Origin of the sequence: Acinetobacter sp. PK01 (assembly GCF_022819285.1) — a bacterium.
Classification (GTDB): Bacteria; Pseudomonadota; Gammaproteobacteria; order Pseudomonadales; family Moraxellaceae; genus Acinetobacter; species Acinetobacter tandoii.
This window is the reverse complement of record NZ_CP094643.1, coordinates 141850-161833: the sequence shown is the minus strand read 5'-3', so window position 1 is coordinate 161833 and position 19984 is coordinate 141850. Positions and strand designations below refer to the sequence as shown.

Here is a 19984-nt window from a genome sequence, read left to right as displayed (position 1 = left end):
CACACAACTGTTATACACTTTCACGTATAATTTCATAAATTTTGAAAGAAAAAAAGGATGTCGCGAATGAGCGCTCGTCACTCACGATTAATTATTTTAGGTTCTGGTCCTGCAGGTTACAGCGCTGCAGTTTATGCTGCGCGTGCCAATTTAAAGCCAATGCTGATTGCTGGCTTGCAATTGGGTGGTCAATTAACCACAACGACCGAAGTCGATAACTGGCCAGGTGACCCAGAAGGTTTAACAGGTCCAGCGTTGATGGAACGTATGCAAGCCCATGCAGAACGTTTTGGCACAGAAATCGTGTATGACCACATTAATGAAGTTGACCTCAGTGTTCGTCCATTCGTCCTTAAAGGCGATATGGAAGAATTTACTTGTGATGCACTGATTATCTCAACGGGTGCAACTGCACAATATTTAGGCTTAGAATCTGAAGCAAAATTCATGGGGCAAGGCGTGAGTGCTTGTGCAACTTGTGATGGTTTCTTCTATAAAAACCAGAAAGTCATGGTGGTTGGCGGCGGTAATACCGCAGTCGAAGAAGCCCTCTACCTGTCTAACATTGCTTCACACGTGACGCTTGTGCATCGTCGTGACAGCTTACGTTCAGAGAAAATTCTACAGGATCATTTATTTGAAAAAGAAAAAGAAGGCAAAATTAGCATTCTTTGGAACAATCAAGTTGATGAAGTTTTGGGTGATAACACAGGTGTAACTTCTGTACGCTTAAAATCAACTGTAGATGCAAGTACACAAGATATTGATGTCCAAGGTTTATTCGTTGCAATTGGTCACAAACCGAATACGGGGATGTTTGAAGGTCAACTCAATCTACGTGATGGCTATATTCAAGTGCAAAGTGGTACCTCTGGCAATGCAACAGCAACATCGGTTGCAGGTGTATTCGCAGCAGGTGACGTTGCAGATAGTATTTACCGTCAAGCCATTACTTCAGCAGGTTCGGGCTGTATGGCTGCACTTGATGCTGAAAAATATCTGGATGCTCTAGGTTCATAATCCTTTGCATCTACGATGAAAACCGTCCGAAAAGGGCGGTTTTTTTATGTATGATAGCGTAAAGAATAATCCCTGAATTTAATCATGCAGCATACTTTAGCACCTTCTGAATATTTATTTCCCGATCCCATAAACTCAGACCCAGAAGGACATGGACTGATTTGCATAGGTGCTGACCTCTCCCCTTCTACGCTTTTTGAGGCCTATACACACGGTCTTTTTCCATGGTTTTCTGAAGGTGAACCTATTTGCTGGTGGTGTCCCGAGCCACGCTGCATTATTCGACCTGAGCAATATCATCCGAGTAAATCCTTGCTGCGGAATATGAAAAAGCATGACTATAAAATTACCATTAATCATGCTTTTGAATCGGTAATTCGCTCCTGTGCCCTGCCTCGCAGTTATGCAAATGACACGTGGATTTCCGAAGATATCATTCAAGGTTATTTAGGTATGTTTTCAGCAGGTTATGCCTATAGTGTGGAAGTATGGGAACAAGATCAGCTTGTCGGTGGGCTGTATGGAGTAAACATTGGCAAGGGCTGTTTTGGTGAATCCATGTTCAGCACACGAACTGACGTGTCTAAAATGGCATTTTATACCCTAATGTTACTTGGGCAAGAAAACCAGTTACCTTGGATTGACTGTCAATTGGTTAATGATCATTTACTCAGTCTTGGTGCTTGTACGATTTCTCGACAAGCGTATTTAAATTCGTTACAAGATATTATAAAACAACCCCCTATCGATTGGAAAAAGTATCAAGAGGGTGTATTTTCAAGTAAAAGAATAGCGTTATCTTCGCAATTAATCGAATGAAAACAATAGAGGGATCTTTATGAATTCATATCACCCGAAGTCCCTGTTAAATGATTTACAGTACTATATTACGCCACCACATGAATGCAGTTACCTTGAAAAGAAATCTGCTCGCATGGTTTTTCTAGATCCAGCCCATCGGATTGATGTGGTCACGTTGTCTGAACTTTCACGTGTCGGTTTTCGTCGTAGTGGAGACTTTGTTTACCGTCCTGAATGCCATTTGTGCCGTCAATGCTTGTCTTGCCGCGTTCCCGTCCAAGAGTTTCAAATGAACAGCAAGCAAAAAAAAGCTTGGAAACGCAATCAAGATCTCACAGTCAAAATTACTCAACCGAAAGATGCGAGTGATGTACATTATGCGTTGTATGAACGCTACATTCGTGAACGCCATGCCGACGGTGATATGTTCCCCCCTAGCTATGACCAGTTTGAAAAATTTCTGATTCATACCTGCACTGAAAGTTTTTTTCTGGAACTGTGGAAAGATGAGCAGTTGCTCTGCGTTTCGACCTGTGACCAACTTGATGATGGTGTGTCTGCGGTATATACCTTTTTTGATCCCAATGAAAATCGTCGTTCATTAGGGGCTTTTGCCATCATGAAACAAATCCAATATGCGCAACAACAGCAATTGGACTATGTTTATTTGGGTTATTGGGTGCCCCATTCCAATAAAATGAATTATAAATCGCAATACACGCCTTTAGAATTATTGCTTGATGGACAGTGGCGTCGTATCAACCGCTCACTCAGTGCAGAAGAAATCCAACTTTTGGGAAACTCATTAATGACCACACTTCCTTCAGGATGGAATAATTCAATCATTAAATAGATGTATTATTTTGATGGAGTTTATTCACTCCATCAAAGAATGCTTTGAATCATAATTTAAATAACTGAGAAAAATCGTCAGTACATGCTTTAACCATAATAATCGCATGTTCACGCCCATCATTCGGGCATGGATAATAATTCTTACGTAAATCGATCTGATGAAAACCAGATTTTTCATACAGTGCAATCGCAGCTTGGTTGCTTTCACGCACCTCTAAAAAAATTTGCACAGGTTGATTCTTAAGTAATGCAATTGACTCATCTAACAGCCGATATCCTAACCCTTTACCCTGCTGATTGGGATGAATAGCCATGAGCAATAAATTCGCCTCATCTAAAACTGGCTGCAAAATACAAAAACCCACAACTTGTCCAGCCTGCTCAATCACCGTACTTTGGTAACTGTGCACTGCATCCTGAAATTGGTTCAACGTCCAAGGATGACTTTGTACCAGCTTTTCAATTTGAGCAACCGCATTGACATCAGTTTGTTGCATTAAACGAATCATGCACGTTCATCTTATCGATCTAAATAGACCTGCATTATAAAAATATTTCGCAGAGAAACGAACAAAAACAGGGATATTTTTCATATCCCTGTGATCTTTAAAGCCCATCACCAAAGACTAAAGCCCTAGCTTTGCTTTCCAATTGGCCAGCAAACTTACCGTATCCAAATGATTTGGATGGAATCCTGGTTTAAAATACGCCAACATCTCACGTCCCATTCCCGTAATAATCCCTTTCGATGGACTATAACCATAAACATAGATATCTTTTAATGCCTTTAAATTGAGTTGATTATCTTGTTTTAACAAGCGTAGAACAAAATAACTTTGCACAACAAATAAGGTCGCCATGGCAGCAATTAACGAGCCACAACGTGCTAGATAGGCTTTCACTCCAGTTCCAAATACACCCTCAAACACATCATAAGCCACCGCTTTATGTTCATTTTCTTCGATCGCATGCCAGTACCACATAGTCGACATGGTTTCGTCAGTCATGAGTTCCTGAATATGGCGATTAATCAGTAATTGCGAAGCAATCGTTGCCGTAAAATGCTCTAAAGCAGTGGTTCCCATCAAGTCGATCATTTCTTGGGTAACGCCCACAGGTTTAAATAGCATTGCAGCTGTCTTGCGGAAGCCTTGAATGACTATATCCGTTTGTTGTTCTAAACGCGCGACATCATGTCCGTACTTTTGCGCCGAAGCATTAAAACCTACATGTTCTTGCGTATGCATCGCTTCCTGCCCAATGAAAGCACTGATTTCTTTTTGCAGCACCTCATTCTCTTTAATTGCAGGGTGATAACGTACTGCACGCACACTATCTATGAAAAATTGCTCACCTGCTGGAAAAAGCGCAGACAATGCTGTCATGAAATGTGTAAGCCCCGCCGAGCCATTCATCCAGTATTCAGGTACATTTTCAAAATTAAAATTCATACGACGTACAGGAAAACTTGCACCCGCACGATTGGTAATTTTTACCTTAGCATTCATTCTGAGACTCCTACAGACCCATGAGGTCTAACCATCTTTATGCTTGTTTTTCTTGATTCTAATATTACGGTTTTTACCACCAGCGATAAGGGCAGATAAGGTCAGCGAAGTATCAGTTAAGGACAGTTTTGAGCGTGAATTGTCTGACAATCTTTTTTTCTACGGCTAATTCCTACAGGCTATATGAATATATGTTTCGTATGAATAAATTCTCAGAATGTCTAAGTCATGGATAGAAATACAAAAGAATAGAATTTTATCTACATAAAAAAAGCGCCCCAAAGGAGCGCTTTTTTCACACAATAAAGTGATTATGCAGTTACTTTCGCAACAACACCAGCACCTACTGTACGACCACCTTCACGGATCGCAAAACGTAGACCTGGGTCCATTGCGATTGGGTGGATTAATTCTACTGACATTTCAACGTTGTCACCTGGCATTACCATTTCAACGCCTTCTTGTAATTGGATTGCGCCAGTTACATCAGTCGTACGGAAATAGAATTGTGGACGGTAACCGTTAAGGAATGGAGTATGACGACCACCTTCTTCTTTAGAAAGTACGTATACTTCTGCGTCGAATTTAGTGTGCGGCTTGATTGTACCTGGTTTAGCAAGTACTTGACCACGTTGTACGTCTTCACGCTTAGTACCACGTAGAAGAATACCACAGTTCTCGCCCGCACGGCCTTCGTCAAGAAGTTTACGGAACATTTCAACACCAGTTACAGTTGTTTTAACTGTATCTTTGATACCAACGATTTCAACTTCTTCGCCTACTTTCACGATACCAGCTTCTACACGACCTGTTACTACTGTACCACGGCCTGAGATAGAGAATACGTCTTCGATTGGCATCAAGAATGCTTTGTCGATAGCACGTTCTGGTTCTGGAATGTAAGTGTCAAGCGCTTCAACAAGAGCAAGAACTGAAGACTCACCATACTGACCAGCGTCGCCATTAAGCGCAGCAAGAGCAGAACCACGGATAACTGGAGTGTCATCGCCTGGGAAGTCATAAGTAGAAAGAAGTTCACGAACTTCCATTTCTACTAATTCAAGTAATTCTTCGTCGTCAACAAGGTCGCATTTGTTTAAGAATACGATGATGTAAGGTACACCAACCTGACGTGAAAGAAGGATGTGTTCACGAGTCTGTGGCATTGGACCATCAGTCGCAGCACATACAAGGATCGCGCCGTCCATCTGAGCAGCACCAGTAATCATGTTTTTAACATAATCGGCGTGGCCCGGGCAGTCTACGTGAGCGTAGTGACGGATTGGAGAATCGTATTCTACGTGTGAAGTATTAATTGTAATACCACGTGCTTTTTCTTCAGGAGCAGAGTCGATTTGTGAGTAATCTTTCGCTTCACCGCCGTAAGTTTTTGCACAAATAGTTGCAATCGCAGCAGTTAAAGTAGTTTTACCATGGTCAACGTGACCGATTGTGCCCACGTTTACGTGTGGCTTATTACGTTCAAACTTAGCCTTAGCCATTTGATTTTCCTTTTTAAACTACTCATGCAGGATTACTGCATGAGCAACTGGTTATTAACTAAAAAATTAGTTTGGGCTTATAGTAATCGAAAGATTACTCGTCGTCACCTTTTTTACCGCCAGATTGGAACTTAGCGATAATGCCTTCCGCCACGTTACGTGGAGTTTCAGCGTATTTAGCGAATTCCATTGAGTAAGTCGCACGACCTTGAGACATAGAACGCATTTGAGTCGCGTAACCAAACATCTCAGCTAATGGAACTTCTGCTTTAATTGCTTTTGTTCCACCAGGAAGATCGTCCATACCTTGAACCATACCACGACGACGGTTTAAGTCACCCATGATATCGCCCATGTAGTCTTCTGGAGTTTCTACTTCAACTTTCATGATTGGCTCAAGCAAGATAGGATCCGCTTTCATGAAACCATCACGGAATGCGTAAGAACCAGCCATTTTGAACGACAATTCGTCAGAGTCGACATCATGGTAAGAACCGTCGAATAATGTCGCTTTGATACCCACAACAGGATAGCCAGCCAATACACCATTCTTCATACGTTCTTGAATACCTTTATCAACCGCGCCGAAGAATTCTTTAGGTACTACACCACCAACAACTTCTTCAACGAATTGGTATTCTTTACCAGCTTCTTCAACATCAAGCGGTTCAAGACGTACATATACGTGACCAAACTTACCTTTACCACCAGTTTGACGTACGAATTTACCTTCTTGCTCAACCGACTTTTTGATCGTTTCACGGTAAGCAACCATTGGTTTACCAATGTTCGCTTCAACACCGAATTCACGCTTCATACGGTCAACGATGATGTCAAGGTGAAGCTCACCCATACCCGCAATAATCGTTTGACCAGATTCTTCATCTGTACGAACGCGGAATGATGGATCTTCTTTCGCCAAACGACCTAAAGCAATCGACATTTTTTCTTGGTCAGCTTTAGTTTTTGGTTCAACAGCCAATGAAATTACTGGCTCTGGGAATTCCATACGCTCAAGAGTAATGATGTTTTTCTCATCACATAATGTATCACCAGTGGTAACGTCTTTAAGACCTACACACGCTGCAATATCACCTGCACGGATTTCATCAAGATCTTGACGTTCGTTCGCATGCATTTGCACGATACGACCAATACGTTCACGCTTAGACTTAACTGGGTTATAAACTGGGTCACCTTGTTTAAGTACACCAGAGTAAACACGTACGAATGTTAAGTTACCTACGAATTTGTCGTTCATGATTTTGAACGCAAGCGCAGAGAACGGAGCTTCGTCAGATGCTTCACGAGATGCTTTAGTTTCATCTTTGTCGTCAAGAATACCTTCAATCGCTTTAACTTCTGTAGGAGAAGGTAAGAATTGAATTACTGCGTCCAACATACGTTGAACACCTTTGTTCTTGAATGCAGAACCACAAAGCATTACTTGAATTTCAGATGCTAATGTACGAGCACGTAAACCAGCGATGATGTCTTCTTTAGAAAGATCACCTTCTTCTAGGTACTTGTCCATTAACTCTTCAGAAGCTTCAGCAGCAGCTTCAACCATGTTGGTACGCCATTCTTCAGCAGTATCAACTAGGTCAGCAGGGATGTCGCCATATTCGAACTTCATACCTTGAGACGCTTCGTCCCAGATAATCGCTTTCATTTCGATAAGGTCAACAACACCAGCAAATGTATCTTCAGCACCAATTGGCACAACGATTGGCACAGGATTACCGCCCAAACGTGTTTTCATTTGTTCAACAACACGGAAGAAGTTTGCACCTGTACGGTCCATCTTGTTCACGAATGCTAAACGAGGCACTTTATATTTGTTCGCCTGACGCCATACAGTTTCAGACTGAGGTTGTACACCACCTACCGCACAGTAAACCATGCACGCACCGTCAAGAACACGCATAGAACGTTCAACTTCGATTGTGAAGTCTACGTGTCCCGGTGTATCGATTACGTTGATACGGTGTTGTGGGAATTGGCTACTCATACCTGACCAGAAACAAGTCGTTGCAGCAGAAGTAATGGTAATACCACGTTCTTGCTCTTGTTCCATCCAGTCCATTGTTGCTGCACCATCGTGTACTTCACCAATTTTGTGAGATACACCTGTGTAGAACAAAATACGTTCAGTCGTAGTTGTTTTACCTGCGTCAATGTGCGCAGAGATACCAATGTTACGGTAACGAGAAATTGGGGTTTGACGAGCCATGATTTCTAGCATTCCTAAATTTTGTTGTTAAAACAGGACGCTTTAAGCTGCATAGCAACTTAAAGCGATTTGATGACAATTATGTGAAAACATAAGAGTCTTTGTCCTGATTAAGGCCTGTTTTATCCGCTTAGAAACGGTAGTGAGAGAAGGCTTTGTTGGCTTCAGCCATACGGTGCACATCTTCACGTTTTTTAACAGCTGCACCTTTACCTTCAGCTGCATCAAGCAACTCACCAGCAAGACGTAAAGCCATAGTTTTTTCAGAACGCTTAGCAGCAGCATCTACTAACCAACGCATAGCCAAGGCAGTACGACGGGATGGGCGCACTTCCATAGGTACTTGATAAGTAGCACCACCAACACGGCGTGCTTTTACTTCGACCATAGGACGAACTTTTTCAAGAGTAGTCTCGAAAAATTCAACTGGGTCTACTTTGTTTTTTTCTTGAACGCGGTCTAAAGCACCGTAAACGATACTTTCAGCAATAGATTTTTTACCATCTTGCATTACGTGGTTCATGAATTTAGCGATTGTTTGGCTACTGAACTTAGGATCCGGAAGGATTTCACGAGCAGCAACTACGCGACGTCTTGGCATTTTAAACTACCTATATATATGACACTTCAGGTTAATCCAGCAGTAGTACAAAGTGTCGTGTACTTTCGCTGGCCTTACTACACGTCGCTTGAATTTCACAAAATTAATGCAGAAATCAGACAAGCGAGACGATAAAGGATTGCAGTTCTAGCGAACTAAGATTTTAATCTTGAAAGATTATTTCTTAGGACGTTTAGTACCGTATTTAGAACGTGACTGGTTACGATCTTTCACGCCAGCACAGTCTAAAGAACCACGAACGGTATGGTAACGTACACCTGGTAAGTCTTTAACACGACCACCACGGATAAGAACAACACTGTGCTCTTGTAGGTTATGGCCTTCACCACCGATATAGCTAGAAACTTCAAAACCTGAAGTTAAGCGAACACGGCAAACTTTACGCATTGCTGAGTTAGGTTTTTTAGGTGTAGTTGTGTAAACACGTGTACAAACACCACGACGTTGTGGACAAGCCTTCAACGCAGGAACTTTAGATTTTTCAACTAAAGTCGTACGACCCTTGCGGATCAACTGATTTGTTGTTGCCATATGGCAATTCTCCCGTTAATAAAAAGCCCCAAAAAATACTACTTTTTGAGGGCATGCAATTGTAAGTCAAGATGCAAAAATGGTCAACCTAAGCAAAGCATCAATCCATCAGCCTTTCGGCTTTTCTTGTCATTTTTTAAACACTTTTCGTTGTTTACTGTTCAGTCGGTGGCGTAGTCTTTTTTGTAACCCTTTTTGTTGGAGTTTTACGTGGACGTTTTCCCACGACAACAGGCTCTGCCAATGGATTTTCAATTTGCTCTACTACACCATCCACAATGACCTCAACTGCTTGAGGACTTAGAGCAGATTGTTGTTGAGCTTTATCGTGAGGCTCTACCAGATGATCAGCTAATTTTTCCAAGCCTTGTTCTATTTGCTGCTGTTGTTCAGTTTCATCGCTCGGTTTTGTGGTGGTTTTTTTCTTGACGCGTACTTTGGCAATATTTTGATGATTTTCCAGTTTAAACTCTGCAATATCATTGAATGACGCGGCCTCAACCAAACTTGGCTGTACAGTTCCAGTTAATAACTTAGGTGTTGCCTGAGCCAATAAAGTTAATGATCGCTCGTAAGCAGCGACCACCGAGAGTTCAAGGTCTTTGTGTTGCTGGAGATATTGGCGTGCTTGAGCAAAAACTACTTGTGCTTTGCAATTGACGTCCTCAATTAACTTCCAACTATATACTGCACTTAAGGTTGCACTTGCCACAGGCGTGAATTTACTCAGGAAGCTATAATTTGGAACTTTATTCATCCAAGCCCATGTATAATCCCCCTGCTCATTGTGTAGCCATTTTTTAAGCAATTCAAGATCATTGCTAGAGCCCAATAAATACTGCAACTGCCCAATGTCATGTGTTTGCAACATTTTAGACACTGTTTTAATCGCCATTAATAAAGCTTGTTTCTCAGCAATGAGCCCTAAATCAATTTGTTTAAAAATAAACTGAACGATCTCTTGCTCGGTATCTTTATTCAGTTCAAAACCATAAGAGCGTCCGACTTGATAAATTGTTCTCAGTGACAAAATTAAAGACAATGGAATATCCACACTGGAGCCAATGGTACCTGTTGCACCTGTGAGCATACCTTGTAAAGAGGCAATCCATTTGTTTTGTTCAGCCAAAGCCTGACTAATCCGTTTAGAACGATCAATATCTTGCGTTAAGGTTTCCAGATCGCGCACGCCTGCCTGATCTAAAACGTCATCAACAGAACCAATATCTGAACTAAAGGCATTCAACTTTTCAAAAAAATAGTCACTAATTTTGTCGGTATACTGTGGTGCAACAAAATTTGCCACATTATTCACTTTAGAATAATGACGTCCTAAAAGTTGTCGGGAAACTTGCGGAAAATGCTCACGTAAAATCTGCTGTGCATCTTGATACTTTTTCCTTTCAAAAGCTGGTTTAGAATGTGCTTTCCCTTCAATAAACGCTGAATTTCCCGCACCTTGTGGATATGCTGCAACAGAGCCTGGTGCAACATGTTGCAAAACATCTATTCCTGTTTGGCTGAGCTTTTTAGCCACTCCAAAGGCATTTGAGAGGAATCCTGTTGATTGTTTATTATTAGCTTCTGTCATTCTCAATCCTTCTTTTTCAATTCTTTCATTTCTCGCTAAATACTAGGTATAGTCTAAGTTTATCTCAACATCAAACTGTTTCTTTTAGTTAAGAACTTTGACTAAATTTGTTTTTTTTCTTTCCACCAAATACACATCATATTTGCCATAAGAATTCAAAAATCTTTCTGCTATCATGATTGCAAATCAAACATATGAAGACTTGTAGCATAAAGGCTCTCCCCTGATTGCATATAGTCATTCGAAATATCACCATATAAGGGATCTGTAGATGAAACGTGTTGTAATTACTGGTATGGGCATCAACTCATGTATCGGTAACACTTTAGAAGATGTCACTCATTCATTGCAAAACGGGATTTCTGGTACACGTTTTAACCCGACTTATGCTGAACTTAATTTCAAAAGTCACATCAGTGCAGCAGCAGAACAAGATTTCGACCACATTGACCGTAAATTAAAACGTTTTATGGGTGTGTGTGCGATGTACGCGTATAACGCTGCGGTTGCTGCGGTTGAAAATGCTGGTTTGACTGCTGAGCAAATTGGTGGCAATCCACGCTATGGTATTACAGGTGGTTCAGGTGGTGGCTCAACTGCTTCTGTCATTGAAATGAAAGAATTGCTCGACACCAAAGGTGCGCGTAAAGTTGGTCCATTCTTCGTACCACGCAACATGTCAAACACCATCACTGCGAACGTAGGCGTTGCATTTAAAATGCAAGGTGTTGCACACACCATTACAAGCGCTTGTGCAACTTCTGCTGATGCTATTGGTTATGCTTACAACCTGATTCAATTGGGTAAACAAGACCTCATGCTTGCAGGTGGCGGTGAAGAAGATCACTGGTCACAAAGCTTATTGTTTGATGCAATGGGTGCGCTTTGCTCAAAGTACAACGATACACCAGAAACAGCTTCTCGCCCGTATTCAGCAGACCGTGACGGTTTCGTGATTGCTGGTGGTGGCGGTTTCGTGGTTCTTGAGTCACTTGAACACGCTCAAGCACGTGGTGCCAACATCTTAGCTGAAGTTGTGGCATATGCTGCGAACAGTGATGGTGCAGACATGGTTGCTCCATCAGGTGAAGGTGCAACGCGTTGCGTACTTATGGCACTTGAAGAAGCGAAACAGCATGGCGTAGACAAGATTGACTATGTGAATACACACGGTACATCTACACCTGCTGGTGACGTTACTGAATTGTTAGCAATGGAACGTGCATTTGGCGAAGGTCAAGTTCCTCCACTAAGCTCAACCAAGTCAATGACAGGTCACAGTTTGGGTGCTGCTGGCGTACAAGAAGCTATTTACTCTGTATTGATGATGCAAAATGACTTCATTGCACCGAACATCAATGTGACTGAACTTGATGAAGGCGCAAAACCATTTGATATCGTACTTGAAAAACGCGATACAAAATTGAATACTGTGATGAGTAACAGTTTCGGTTTTGGCGGTGTAAATGCTTGTCTCATTTTCAAAAAATGGGAAGGTTAATTTAAGAAATCTTGATCATTCATTGCTGATGCAGTGAATGATCAACTTTCCACACTGCCCTTAAAAGGGTGAATTGATGGATGCTCCTTCTGATGCTTTCCTTTGGGTAAAAGCATTACATATCATTGCAGTCGTTTGTTGGTTCGCTGCACTCTTCTACCTCCCCCGTTTATATGTCTATCACGCCATGAGCGATGATGCAGTCAGTCATCAGCGTTTCGAAGTGATGGAGCGTAAACTCTATCGTGGCATTATGTGGCCCGCGATGATCGCAACCCTCATTACGGCACATTTTTTGGTGGATTGGGGAGATGCAACGCGCCATTACCATGAAGCATTGTGGTTTTACCTGAAAGTCAGCTTAGTTGGCCTATTGGTGATTTACCATTTTGTCTGCGGTTATTACCGTAAGAAACTCATTGGTAATGCACATTACAAGTCACACAAGTTCTGGCGCTTCTTTAATGAAATGCCGACCCTCATTTTATTTGCTGTGGTGATTTTAGTCGTGGTGAAACCGACATTTTAAAATCCCCGAAATGAAAAGCCCTGATTAGTTCAGGGCTTTTTTATATCTATAAAAATCAACAGCACACCCAAAAAGCAGAGCTATTAGCGTATCCAAGCTTGACGTATTTTTAAATTGAGCGGAGTCGAATAATACTTTTCAATTGCCCAACTCATTATAAACACTGCAATAAAATAAACTGGCAGCAACATCAGCTTTTCAGCCGCTAAAGTTTCTTTTGGGAAATACACAACTTTCATAAAACCCAAAACAATTAAGTGAAACAAATACATTTCATAGCTACGCTGTCCAATCCAAACTAAACTCCGTGCAGCGTATGAGACAGGTTCAACTTTCGGGTCTTGTACAAAGCAAAACATCAGCAACGCTGTAAGTAACGCAAATACACTGATACCCCATATACTCACTTCTTTGATCGGTGCATAAAAATATAAAGCGGTCATCAAAAATACAGTCACCGCAACAATCACTTTTGGATTGTAAATGACGCCTTTAAAATACTGTGCATACATTGCGGTGAGGCAGCCAATCGCAATTCCATCAAAACTAGAAAAGTAGTGATACAGATAAGCGCCACTTTCTTCTGCAAAATGCAGGGCACGAAAATAAGGTGCATACGCGATAATAAGGAGCAGAAAAACAATAAACCCTTTGCCTCGACCAAGCACTAAACACAGTATAGGAAAGGCTAAATAAAAGACCTCTTCTACTGATAAAGACCACAATACCCCTAGGGCATAATTGATCCATCCAAATTCAATAATCAATATGTTCATCCAAAAGCTAAAAGCTGAAAGGACGGTCACCGCATAAGATACGTCTACACCATTCGGTGACTGATTCATGAATGGTTTAAGTTCCAAAGCACCCAGTACGGTGACAATTGCAACCAATAACACCAGACACGGCATAATTCGAGCAATACGTCGGATATAAAAATCTTTCAGCTTAATCTGCGCCAAAGATCCGCTGCGTTGCAAAGTATGTTGGGTAATCAAAAAACCTGAAATGACAAAAAACATGGTCACACCATAATTACCATTTCTTGCAATTAAGGTACTTAAGCTTTCACCCCCAATTGGGATACCGAGAAACGTATCGTGTAATTTATAAGGAATATTAAAATGATGAACCAATACCAAAAGGATGGACACTCCACGCAGGATGTCGATTTTATAATTACGCATAGATCATTGTTAAAATTTTAAAGTGCTTCATTAAAAATGAAATGGCTCGAGTTAAATAGCTTTTATAAATAAAATCATACAATTATCTCATACTTAATTAGAGTACATTTACTTTGTTTAGACAAAAAGAAAACCCTGCTGATGCAGGGTTTTCTCTCAGATATCGCAAGCTAAGCGATGCGTTTTACTTAGTTATCAAGTTGCTGCGCTAACATACGTTTTTTCACACGTGGCAAATACAGTACTCGATAAGTAATGGTCAAAATAATGAGCCAAACTGGACTAATAATTAAGGCACGTAAGGTATCAGGTTCTAAACTTAAAATAATCAGGGTAAAGAATAGGAAAATCAAAACCACATAAGACATCCATACCCCACCCGGCATTTTGAACTTCGATTGTGCATGTAATTCAGGGCGTAATTTACGGTAGCGTAAATAGCACACCATAATAAGCCCCCAAATACTGATAAATAGAATTACACACAACGAACTTGCCAAGGTGAATGCTTCTACAGTATTCGGAACGAAATACTGCAATGCTGCGCCTGCCATAATAAAGAGACATGAGAACAGCAAGCCTTTGGCGGGTACAGCTCGGCTAGATAATTCACCCAATCCTTTTGGTGCCTGACCACCTAAAGACAAACCGTATAGCATACGACTGGTCGAGAACACGCCACTATTCATTGATGACATTACCGAAGATAATACCACCAAGTTCATAATCACTGCTGCACCACCAATCCCTGCATGTAAAAACAGGCTGACGAATGGACTTTGATCCGCTGGAATTTCATTCCACGGTGTTACTGACATTACAATAAATAACGCCAACACATAGAATAAAATGATTCGGGTTGGAATGGCATTCACGGCTTTGGGTAAGTTCTTTTCTGGATCTTTCGCTTCAGCAGCCATTGTTCCAATTAATTCCACACCTACAAAAGCAAAGAGTGCAATCTGAAAACCTGCCAAGAAACCACTTGCACCTTTAGGGAACATTCCACCATGTGACCAGACATTGCTAAAACTTGCGATTGAACCCTGTGGTGCTTGGAAATGACTGAACACCATAAAACCACCGATGACAATCAATCCTAAAATGGCGAGAATTTTGATTAATGCAAACCAAAATTCAATTTCACCAAATAGCTTGACGGTTAAAAGATTCAGTCCAAGTACCAACAATACACAACCTGCACTGATCAACGCTTGCCCTATGGGCGTAAACGCCATATCGGGCGGTAACCAGAAATTCAGATAATTGATAATCGCCGCAAGGTCAGCAATACCGACCAAGACCCAACCGAGCCAATACGACCAACCGATATAATAGCCCGCCGCAGGACCAATTAAATCGTGCGCCATATCTATGAAAGATTTGTAATGCAGATTGGAAAGTAGAATTTCACCTAATGCACGCATGAGGAAAAAGAACATACCGCCAATGATCATATAGATCAGTAAAATTGAAGGTCCAGCGAGGGAGATGGTTTTCCCTGAACCCATAAATAAACCTGTACCAATAGCTCCGCCAATTGCAATCAATTGTAAATGACGATTAGAGAGCTTGCGTTGCAACTCATGGGTTGCTTGTTCAGCTTTTGGCTCACGCACTGTGGTCATAACTCAACATCCTTTTTTTAATTCCTTTACCGGACTTAACCCAGATCTAGCTCCTCACGAGCAATACAATTAACCTAGGGTTAAGTCTGTGTCCTTAACAATGTAATCATTAACCTTCGTGGTTAATTAGCTGATCACATTGCTCATTGCTTACGTCCTCCATTCCATGGAAGAGCACTTACTTTTGTGCCGCAATTACTGCAATTTCAATGAGCCATTTTGGATTGACCAAATCGGCCTGAATCGTGGCACGTGCAGGCGTTGCATGGTCTTTCAACCAATCAATCCAAATTTCATTCACCACTGAAAAATCCGACAAATCTTTCAGAAAAAGCTGTGCTGAAAGAATTCGGCTTTTATCACTATTGGCTTGTGCCAAAAGTTGATCAATGGTGTTTAATACATCTTGAGTTTGCCCTTTGATATCTAAATCAGGATTTTTTGGCACCTGACCTGATAAATACACCACGTTGTTAAAAACTGTCACGGCGCTCATCACAGGGGTGGTATTGAAGCGCTGAATATCCTGTTGTGACATGATTAATTCCTTATTCCTGAATTGAAAAATTGACGCGTGCTGTGACTGCGCACATTAGTTCATAGCCAACAGTACCTGAGGTTGCTGCAACCTCATCTATCGGCAATACCGCCCCAGTGCTCGATTGACCCCATAACACCACTTCGCTACCTATCTGCGCATCGGGAATTGGATCAAGATCAACTGCGAGCATGTCCATGCTGACACGCCCTAAAGTACGGGTACGAATAGAGTTCACCAATACAGGCGTACCTGTCGGTGAAATACGTTGATAGCCATCGGCATAGCCACATGCCACAATCCCGACGCGAATTGGTCGATCTGCGACAAAACTAGAGCCATAGCCAATGCTGTCGTTTGGATTTAACTGTTGAATGGCGATGATTTCACTGCGCAAACTCATACTCGGTTGTAAATTCCAATCCTGAATAGTATGCGTTGGAAAATCTGGAGAACTGCCATATAGCATGATGCCGCTACGTGCGTAGTCTGAGCGTAGCTGGGTCGAGTATCTTAAAATGGCCGCACTATTGCTGATTGAACAAGGTGCTGGATACTGCTCTAAAATCTGCTGGAACACTTGATGCTGATATTCAATCCCCGCCTGCCCTTGACGCTCGCCATCAGCGTCGGAGAAATGCATCATGTGTACCAATTCTTTAACCGAAGCTAAATCCTTCAGTTTTTTCCACGCGCCGACATAGTGTTCTGGTGTGAATCCTAAACGATTCATGCCATTGTTCATTTTTAAGAACACTTTGAATTGTGCTGCAATGGGAAACTGTTGTAACCATTGAATTTGCAATTCATTATGCACGGTAAAATTCAATTGATACTGTGCACAATCATATAAATCTTGCGCTGAGAAAATGCCTTCCAGTAACAGGATTTCCCCTGTCCAGCCCAAAGCACGAATGCGCTTTGCTTCTTCGATATCAAGCAATGCAAAACCATCGGCAGATTTAAATGCTTGATACACGCGTTCAATGCCATGCCCGTAAGCATTGGCTTTGACCACAGCAAAAACTTGGCTATCTGGCATTGCGGCACGCGCAATTGCCAGATTATGTCTGAGTGCGGATTGATGAATCACCGCGGTAATTGGACGTGGCATAACCCTTCTTCCCTAAAATCTAAATCATTTCCTTATTTCAGAAATTATGCTGCGTGCAAATAACGCTCAATCGATAGACCATCAATGCTGATGTCTGGTTTATGGTTCATCACCAAGTCACTGATTAGCTTGCCTGAACCACATGCCATGGTCCAACCTAAGGTGCCATGTCCTGTATTCAAGAACAGATTTTTAAAGCGTGTTGCACCAATGATTGGCGTGCTGTCTGGCGTCATCGGGCGTAAGCCTGTCCAGAACGTTGCATTCGGTAAATCACCGCCTGGGAACAAATCTTTGGTGACCATTTCTAGTGTGCCACGGCGGTCATCATTCAACTTCAAGTTGAAACCGCTTAACTCTGCCATACCACCGACACGGATACGTTGATCAAAACGGGTAATCGCAATTTTGTAAGTTTCATCCAATACGGTTGATTGTGGTGCAAACGCAGGATCAATAATTGGCACTGTCAATGAATAGCCTTTGACTGGATAGACAGGTAAATTCAACTCAAGTGGTTTTAAGAAATCACGTGAATAACTACCGAATGCCAACACATAACGGTCTGCGGTCAATACTTGACCATTTACCACTACGCCTTTAATTTCATCGCCTTCAACCACTAAACGCTCGACGTTCTGGTTAAACAAGAACTTCACACCGTTAGCTTTAGCAATATCTGCGAGTGAATTGGTGAACTTATAGCAATCGCCCGTTTCATCATTTGGTAAATGTAAACCACCGACCAATTTATCTTTGGCAAAGCCCAGTGCAGGTTCTACGCGAGCCAAGTCATCTTTCAATAACAACTCATGCGGTACACCACACTCTTTTAATACTTGAATATCACGTTGTACCGCTTCTAATTGCGCTTCATTACGGAACACCTGTAATGTGCCTTTAGAACGGTTTTCATAGCTGATGCCTGTGTCTTTACGCAATTCGCGCAAACAATCACGGCTATATTCTGCTACACGGGTCATACGTTCTTTGTTGACTGCATAACTTTGCGCATTACAGTTTTTCAGCATTTGTGCCATCCACTGTAACTGCCACATGCTACCATCCATGTTGATTGCTAATGGCGCATGATGCTGAAACATCCACTTGACCGCTTTAAATGGAATGCCAGGTGCGGCCCAAGGAGTCGAATACCCTGGTGAAATTTGCCCTGCATTACCAAAACTTGTTTCTTCTGCTGGACCTGATTGACGGTCCAATACAGTCACTTCTGCTCCCTGCTGCGCAAGATAATATGCACTTGCTACACCAATTACACCACTACCTAGAACAATTACGCGCATTTCCTTTATCCCACTGCTTCACCAGTTTATTTAACTAGTATATTTCCGTATCAATAGTGAATTTAACTGATTTAATAGGTATAGTTGAGATATATTCATGCCATTTTCACTAAATAAAGGCTAAAAACAGAGAAAAACTTATGCGTAAATTAGACCGTGTAGATCGCCTGATTTTGGATATTCTGCAAATGGAAGGACGAATTGCGATTAGTGAATTGGCTTCTCGGGTCAATTTATCCACCACGCCTTGCTCGGAACGAGTCAAGCGACTGGAACGTGACGGCATTATTACTGGCTATCATGCACGGCTGAATCCTGCACTGGTCGATCGCAATTTACTGGTATTTTTAGAGATTAAACTCTCTGCCAAATCGGGAGATGTTTTTGACCAAGTCGCACGAGATTTGGTCGAAATTCCTGAGGTTTTGGAATGTCACTTAATTTCAGGCGAATTCGATTATCTGGTCAAAGCACGCTTAAAAGAGATGACTGCTTATCGCCGCTTATTGGGTGATTTATTGAAAAAACTCCCCTCATCTGCTTCATCGCATAGCTATATTGTGATGGAAGAAATTAAGGAAACTTTGTATTTAGATATGCGCTAAGGCTTGACTGAATTATGCTAATCTCAAGCAGCTTTATTTTAGAAATCACTTATTTTTCATTTTCTAATTTTTCTTAATTTTCATATCTTTCTTTTTTAGGAATTTTTGCATCATGTTGAATAAACTCATGTCGAGCTTAGGTCTACAAGGCATTCAGGTAGACACCCGCATACACAACAGCCAATTACAAGCAGGTCAAGTCCTGAATGGAGAAGTCATTTTTACGGGTGCTTCTTCCAAGAAACATATCAATGGCATCTACTTAAAATTAATGACCACAGCCGAAGTCGAATCAAATGACTCAGAATACAATACCCATTTGACGATAGCGGAATGGCATATTAGTGGTGCATTTGAATTACAAGCCAACCAAACCCACACCTTCCCATTTTCAATTCAATTGCCATTTGAAACACCGTTGACCGATCTGGCTTGTCGCAGCAATAAAACCCGTGTTTGGCTACATACTCATTTAGATGTCGATTGGGGGCTAGATGCCACCGATAAAGACTATCTACAGATTACCCCGACGCCTACTATGCACAGCTTTATTCAAGCCATGCAACAATGTGGTTTTCACTTGGTGACTGCCGATGTTGAAAAAGGTCAACTTCGTGGCAATGGGTTTTACTCAACCCTTGGCTGCTATCAAGAGCTAGAGTTTAAACCTGCGCAGTTCTTTAGCGGTATCAATGAAATTGAAGTGTCCTTTGTGGCAGAACAGCATCAAACGCATGTGTTATTAGAAGTAGATCGTAAATTTAGAGGGGATGGCTTTAAAAGTTTTAGCATTCCACATCAACATGCCAATTCCACAGTTTTAGCCAATGAAATCCGCAGAACATTAGGCATATAAAACCAAGCACCTTACTTTTCAACAAGGGAAAGTGAGGTGCTTAAATGGATCAATGATTG

At 41.6% G+C, this 19984-nt stretch carries 19 protein-coding genes; 7 read left to right on the top strand and 12 right to left on the bottom strand.

Annotated elements, in window-relative coordinates:
* Positions 1-66 precede the first annotated feature (66 nt).
* The 3 genes from trxB (at position 67) to MP622_RS00760 (ending at position 2674) form a co-directional block, all read left to right on the top strand.
* Positions 67-1020 carry a thioredoxin-disulfide reductase gene (trxB, locus tag MP622_RS00770; RefSeq protein ID WP_016167275.1) on the top strand — a complete coding sequence of 318 codons (954 nt, stop codon included), beginning with the start codon at positions 67-69 and terminating at the stop codon, positions 1018-1020.
* Between the two features lie 84 nt (positions 1021-1104).
* Positions 1105-1839 (top strand): leucyl/phenylalanyl-tRNA--protein transferase, encoded by a 735-nt coding sequence (gene aat, locus MP622_RS00765; RefSeq protein WP_044738239.1) that lies wholly within the window; start codon positions 1105-1107, stop codon positions 1837-1839.
* Positions 1840-1858: 19 nt separating this feature from the next.
* Entirely contained in the window at positions 1859-2674 is an 816-nt protein-coding gene (locus tag MP622_RS00760) for an arginyltransferase (RefSeq protein ID WP_044738240.1), read from the top strand.
* Positions 2675-2723: 49 nt separating this feature from the next.
* On the opposite strand, the gene rimI is transcribed toward MP622_RS00760, so the two are convergent.
* The 7 genes from rimI to MP622_RS00725 all read right to left on the bottom strand — a co-directional run bounded on the left by rimI (position 2724) and on the right by MP622_RS00725 (position 10663).
* Positions 2724-3185: a ribosomal protein S18-alanine N-acetyltransferase gene (gene rimI, locus MP622_RS00755; RefSeq protein ID WP_044738241.1), complete on the bottom strand. Its 462-nt coding sequence runs from the start codon at positions 3183-3185 to the stop codon at positions 2724-2726.
* 117 nt (positions 3186-3302) lie between these two features.
* Positions 3303-4184 carry a metal-dependent hydrolase gene (locus tag MP622_RS00750; protein ID WP_243792035.1) on the bottom strand — a complete coding sequence of 294 codons (882 nt, stop codon included), beginning with the start codon at positions 4182-4184 and terminating at the stop codon, positions 3303-3305.
* Between the two features lie 311 nt (positions 4185-4495).
* Positions 4496-5686 (bottom strand): elongation factor Tu, encoded by a 1191-nt coding sequence (gene tuf / locus MP622_RS00745; RefSeq protein ID WP_016167280.1) that lies wholly within the window; start codon positions 5684-5686, stop codon positions 4496-4498.
* Positions 5687-5780: 94 nt separating this feature from the next.
* Positions 5781-7919 (bottom strand): elongation factor G, encoded by a 2139-nt coding sequence (fusA, locus tag MP622_RS00740; protein WP_044740820.1) that lies wholly within the window; start codon positions 7917-7919, stop codon positions 5781-5783.
* A 130-nt stretch (positions 7920-8049) separates the two neighbouring features.
* Complete coding sequence (gene rpsG / locus MP622_RS00735) at positions 8050-8520, bottom strand: 30S ribosomal protein S7 (protein WP_016167282.1); 471 nt, start codon at positions 8518-8520, stop codon at positions 8050-8052.
* A 177-nt stretch (positions 8521-8697) separates the two neighbouring features.
* Complete coding sequence (rpsL, locus tag MP622_RS00730) at positions 8698-9072, bottom strand: 30S ribosomal protein S12 (RefSeq protein WP_002050319.1); 375 nt, start codon at positions 9070-9072, stop codon at positions 8698-8700.
* 154 nt (positions 9073-9226) lie between these two features.
* Entirely contained in the window at positions 9227-10663 is a 1437-nt protein-coding gene (locus MP622_RS00725) for an EcsC family protein (protein WP_044740821.1), read from the bottom strand.
* A gap of 271 nt (positions 10664-10934) precedes the next feature.
* Here MP622_RS00725 and MP622_RS00720 point away from each other — a divergent pair, with 271 nt between their 5' ends.
* Together MP622_RS00720 and hemJ are read left to right on the top strand one after the other, a co-directional pair.
* Positions 10935-12164, top strand: a complete 1230-nt coding sequence (locus MP622_RS00720; protein WP_016167284.1) for a beta-ketoacyl synthase N-terminal-like domain-containing protein — start codon at positions 10935-10937, stop codon at positions 12162-12164.
* 76 nt (positions 12165-12240) lie between these two features.
* Positions 12241-12693: a protoporphyrinogen oxidase HemJ gene (gene hemJ / locus MP622_RS00715; protein WP_243792034.1), complete on the top strand. Its 453-nt coding sequence runs from the start codon at positions 12241-12243 to the stop codon at positions 12691-12693.
* Positions 12694-12776: 83 nt separating this feature from the next.
* Here hemJ and MP622_RS00710 read toward each other — a convergent pair whose 3' ends face one another.
* The 5 genes from MP622_RS00710 to MP622_RS00690 form a co-directional block, all read right to left on the bottom strand.
* Positions 12777-13880 carry an acyltransferase gene (locus tag MP622_RS00710; protein ID WP_243792032.1) on the bottom strand — a complete coding sequence of 368 codons (1104 nt, stop codon included), beginning with the start codon at positions 13878-13880 and terminating at the stop codon, positions 12777-12779.
* Positions 13881-14068: 188 nt separating this feature from the next.
* A complete protein-coding gene (locus tag MP622_RS00705) occupies positions 14069-15508 on the bottom strand; it encodes an amino acid permease (protein WP_016167287.1) in 1440 nt (479 codons plus the stop codon).
* Positions 15509-15686: 178 nt separating this feature from the next.
* Entirely contained in the window at positions 15687-16046 is a 360-nt protein-coding gene (locus MP622_RS00700; protein ID WP_151505435.1) for a RidA family protein, read from the bottom strand.
* 10 nt (positions 16047-16056) lie between these two features.
* Positions 16057-17160: an alanine racemase gene (gene alr / locus MP622_RS00695; protein WP_243792030.1), complete on the bottom strand. Its 1104-nt coding sequence runs from the start codon at positions 17158-17160 to the stop codon at positions 16057-16059.
* A 44-nt stretch (positions 17161-17204) separates the two neighbouring features.
* Positions 17205-18464, bottom strand: coding sequence for a D-amino acid dehydrogenase (locus MP622_RS00690; RefSeq protein ID WP_243792028.1), 1260 nt, complete (start codon positions 18462-18464; stop codon positions 17205-17207).
* A 140-nt stretch (positions 18465-18604) separates the two neighbouring features.
* On the opposite strand from MP622_RS00690, the gene MP622_RS00685 reads away from it, so the two are divergent.
* Together MP622_RS00685 and MP622_RS00680 are read left to right on the top strand one after the other, a co-directional pair.
* Positions 18605-19069 carry an Lrp/AsnC ligand binding domain-containing protein gene (locus tag MP622_RS00685; RefSeq protein WP_016167291.1) on the top strand — a complete coding sequence of 155 codons (465 nt, stop codon included), beginning with the start codon at positions 18605-18607 and terminating at the stop codon, positions 19067-19069.
* A 112-nt stretch (positions 19070-19181) separates the two neighbouring features.
* Complete coding sequence (locus MP622_RS00680; protein WP_243792026.1) at positions 19182-19925, top strand: sporulation protein; 744 nt, start codon at positions 19182-19184, stop codon at positions 19923-19925.
* Positions 19926-19984 lie beyond the last annotated feature (59 nt).

Excerpts from the sequence above, each read along its gene's own strand:
- MP622_RS00760 (WP_044738240.1), top strand. The coding sequence starts at position 1,859 with ATGAATTCATATCACCCGAAGTCCCTGTTAAATGATTTACAGTACTAT.
- hemJ (WP_243792034.1), top strand. The coding sequence starts at position 12,241 with ATGGATGCTCCTTCTGATGCTTTCCTTTGGGTAAAAGCATTACATATC.
- aat (WP_044738239.1), top strand. The coding sequence starts at position 1,105 with ATGCAGCATACTTTAGCACCTTCTGAATATTTATTTCCCGATCCCATA.
- MP622_RS00705 (WP_016167287.1), bottom strand. The coding sequence starts at position 15,508 with ATGACCACAGTGCGTGAGCCAAAAGCTGAACAAGCAACCCATGAGTTG.
- fusA (WP_044740820.1), bottom strand. The coding sequence starts at position 7,919 with ATGGCTCGTCAAACCCCAATTTCTCGTTACCGTAACATTGGTATCTCT.
- MP622_RS00680 (WP_243792026.1), top strand. The coding sequence starts at position 19,182 with ATGTTGAATAAACTCATGTCGAGCTTAGGTCTACAAGGCATTCAGGTA.
- MP622_RS00750 (WP_243792035.1), bottom strand. The coding sequence starts at position 4,184 with ATGAATGCTAAGGTAAAAATTACCAATCGTGCGGGTGCAAGTTTTCCT.
- MP622_RS00685 (WP_016167291.1), top strand. The coding sequence starts at position 18,605 with ATGCGTAAATTAGACCGTGTAGATCGCCTGATTTTGGATATTCTGCAA.
- MP622_RS00690 (WP_243792028.1), bottom strand. The coding sequence starts at position 18,464 with ATGCGCGTAATTGTTCTAGGTAGTGGTGTAATTGGTGTAGCAAGTGCA.
- MP622_RS00720 (WP_016167284.1), top strand. The coding sequence starts at position 10,935 with ATGAAACGTGTTGTAATTACTGGTATGGGCATCAACTCATGTATCGGT.
- rimI (WP_044738241.1), bottom strand. The coding sequence starts at position 3,185 with ATGATTCGTTTAATGCAACAAACTGATGTCAATGCGGTTGCTCAAATT.
- tuf (WP_016167280.1), bottom strand. The coding sequence starts at position 5,686 with ATGGCTAAGGCTAAGTTTGAACGTAATAAGCCACACGTAAACGTGGGC.
- trxB (WP_016167275.1), top strand. The coding sequence starts at position 67 with ATGAGCGCTCGTCACTCACGATTAATTATTTTAGGTTCTGGTCCTGCA.
- rpsG (WP_016167282.1), bottom strand. The coding sequence starts at position 8,520 with ATGCCAAGACGTCGCGTAGTTGCTGCTCGTGAAATCCTTCCGGATCCT.
- rpsL (WP_002050319.1), bottom strand. The coding sequence starts at position 9,072 with ATGGCAACAACAAATCAGTTGATCCGCAAGGGTCGTACGACTTTAGTT.
- MP622_RS00725 (WP_044740821.1), bottom strand. The coding sequence starts at position 10,663 with ATGACAGAAGCTAATAATAAACAATCAACAGGATTCCTCTCAAATGCC.
- MP622_RS00700 (WP_151505435.1), bottom strand. The coding sequence starts at position 16,046 with ATGTCACAACAGGATATTCAGCGCTTCAATACCACCCCTGTGATGAGC.
- alr (WP_243792030.1), bottom strand. The coding sequence starts at position 17,160 with ATGCCACGTCCAATTACCGCGGTGATTCATCAATCCGCACTCAGACAT.
- MP622_RS00710 (WP_243792032.1), bottom strand. The coding sequence starts at position 13,880 with ATGCGTAATTATAAAATCGACATCCTGCGTGGAGTGTCCATCCTTTTG.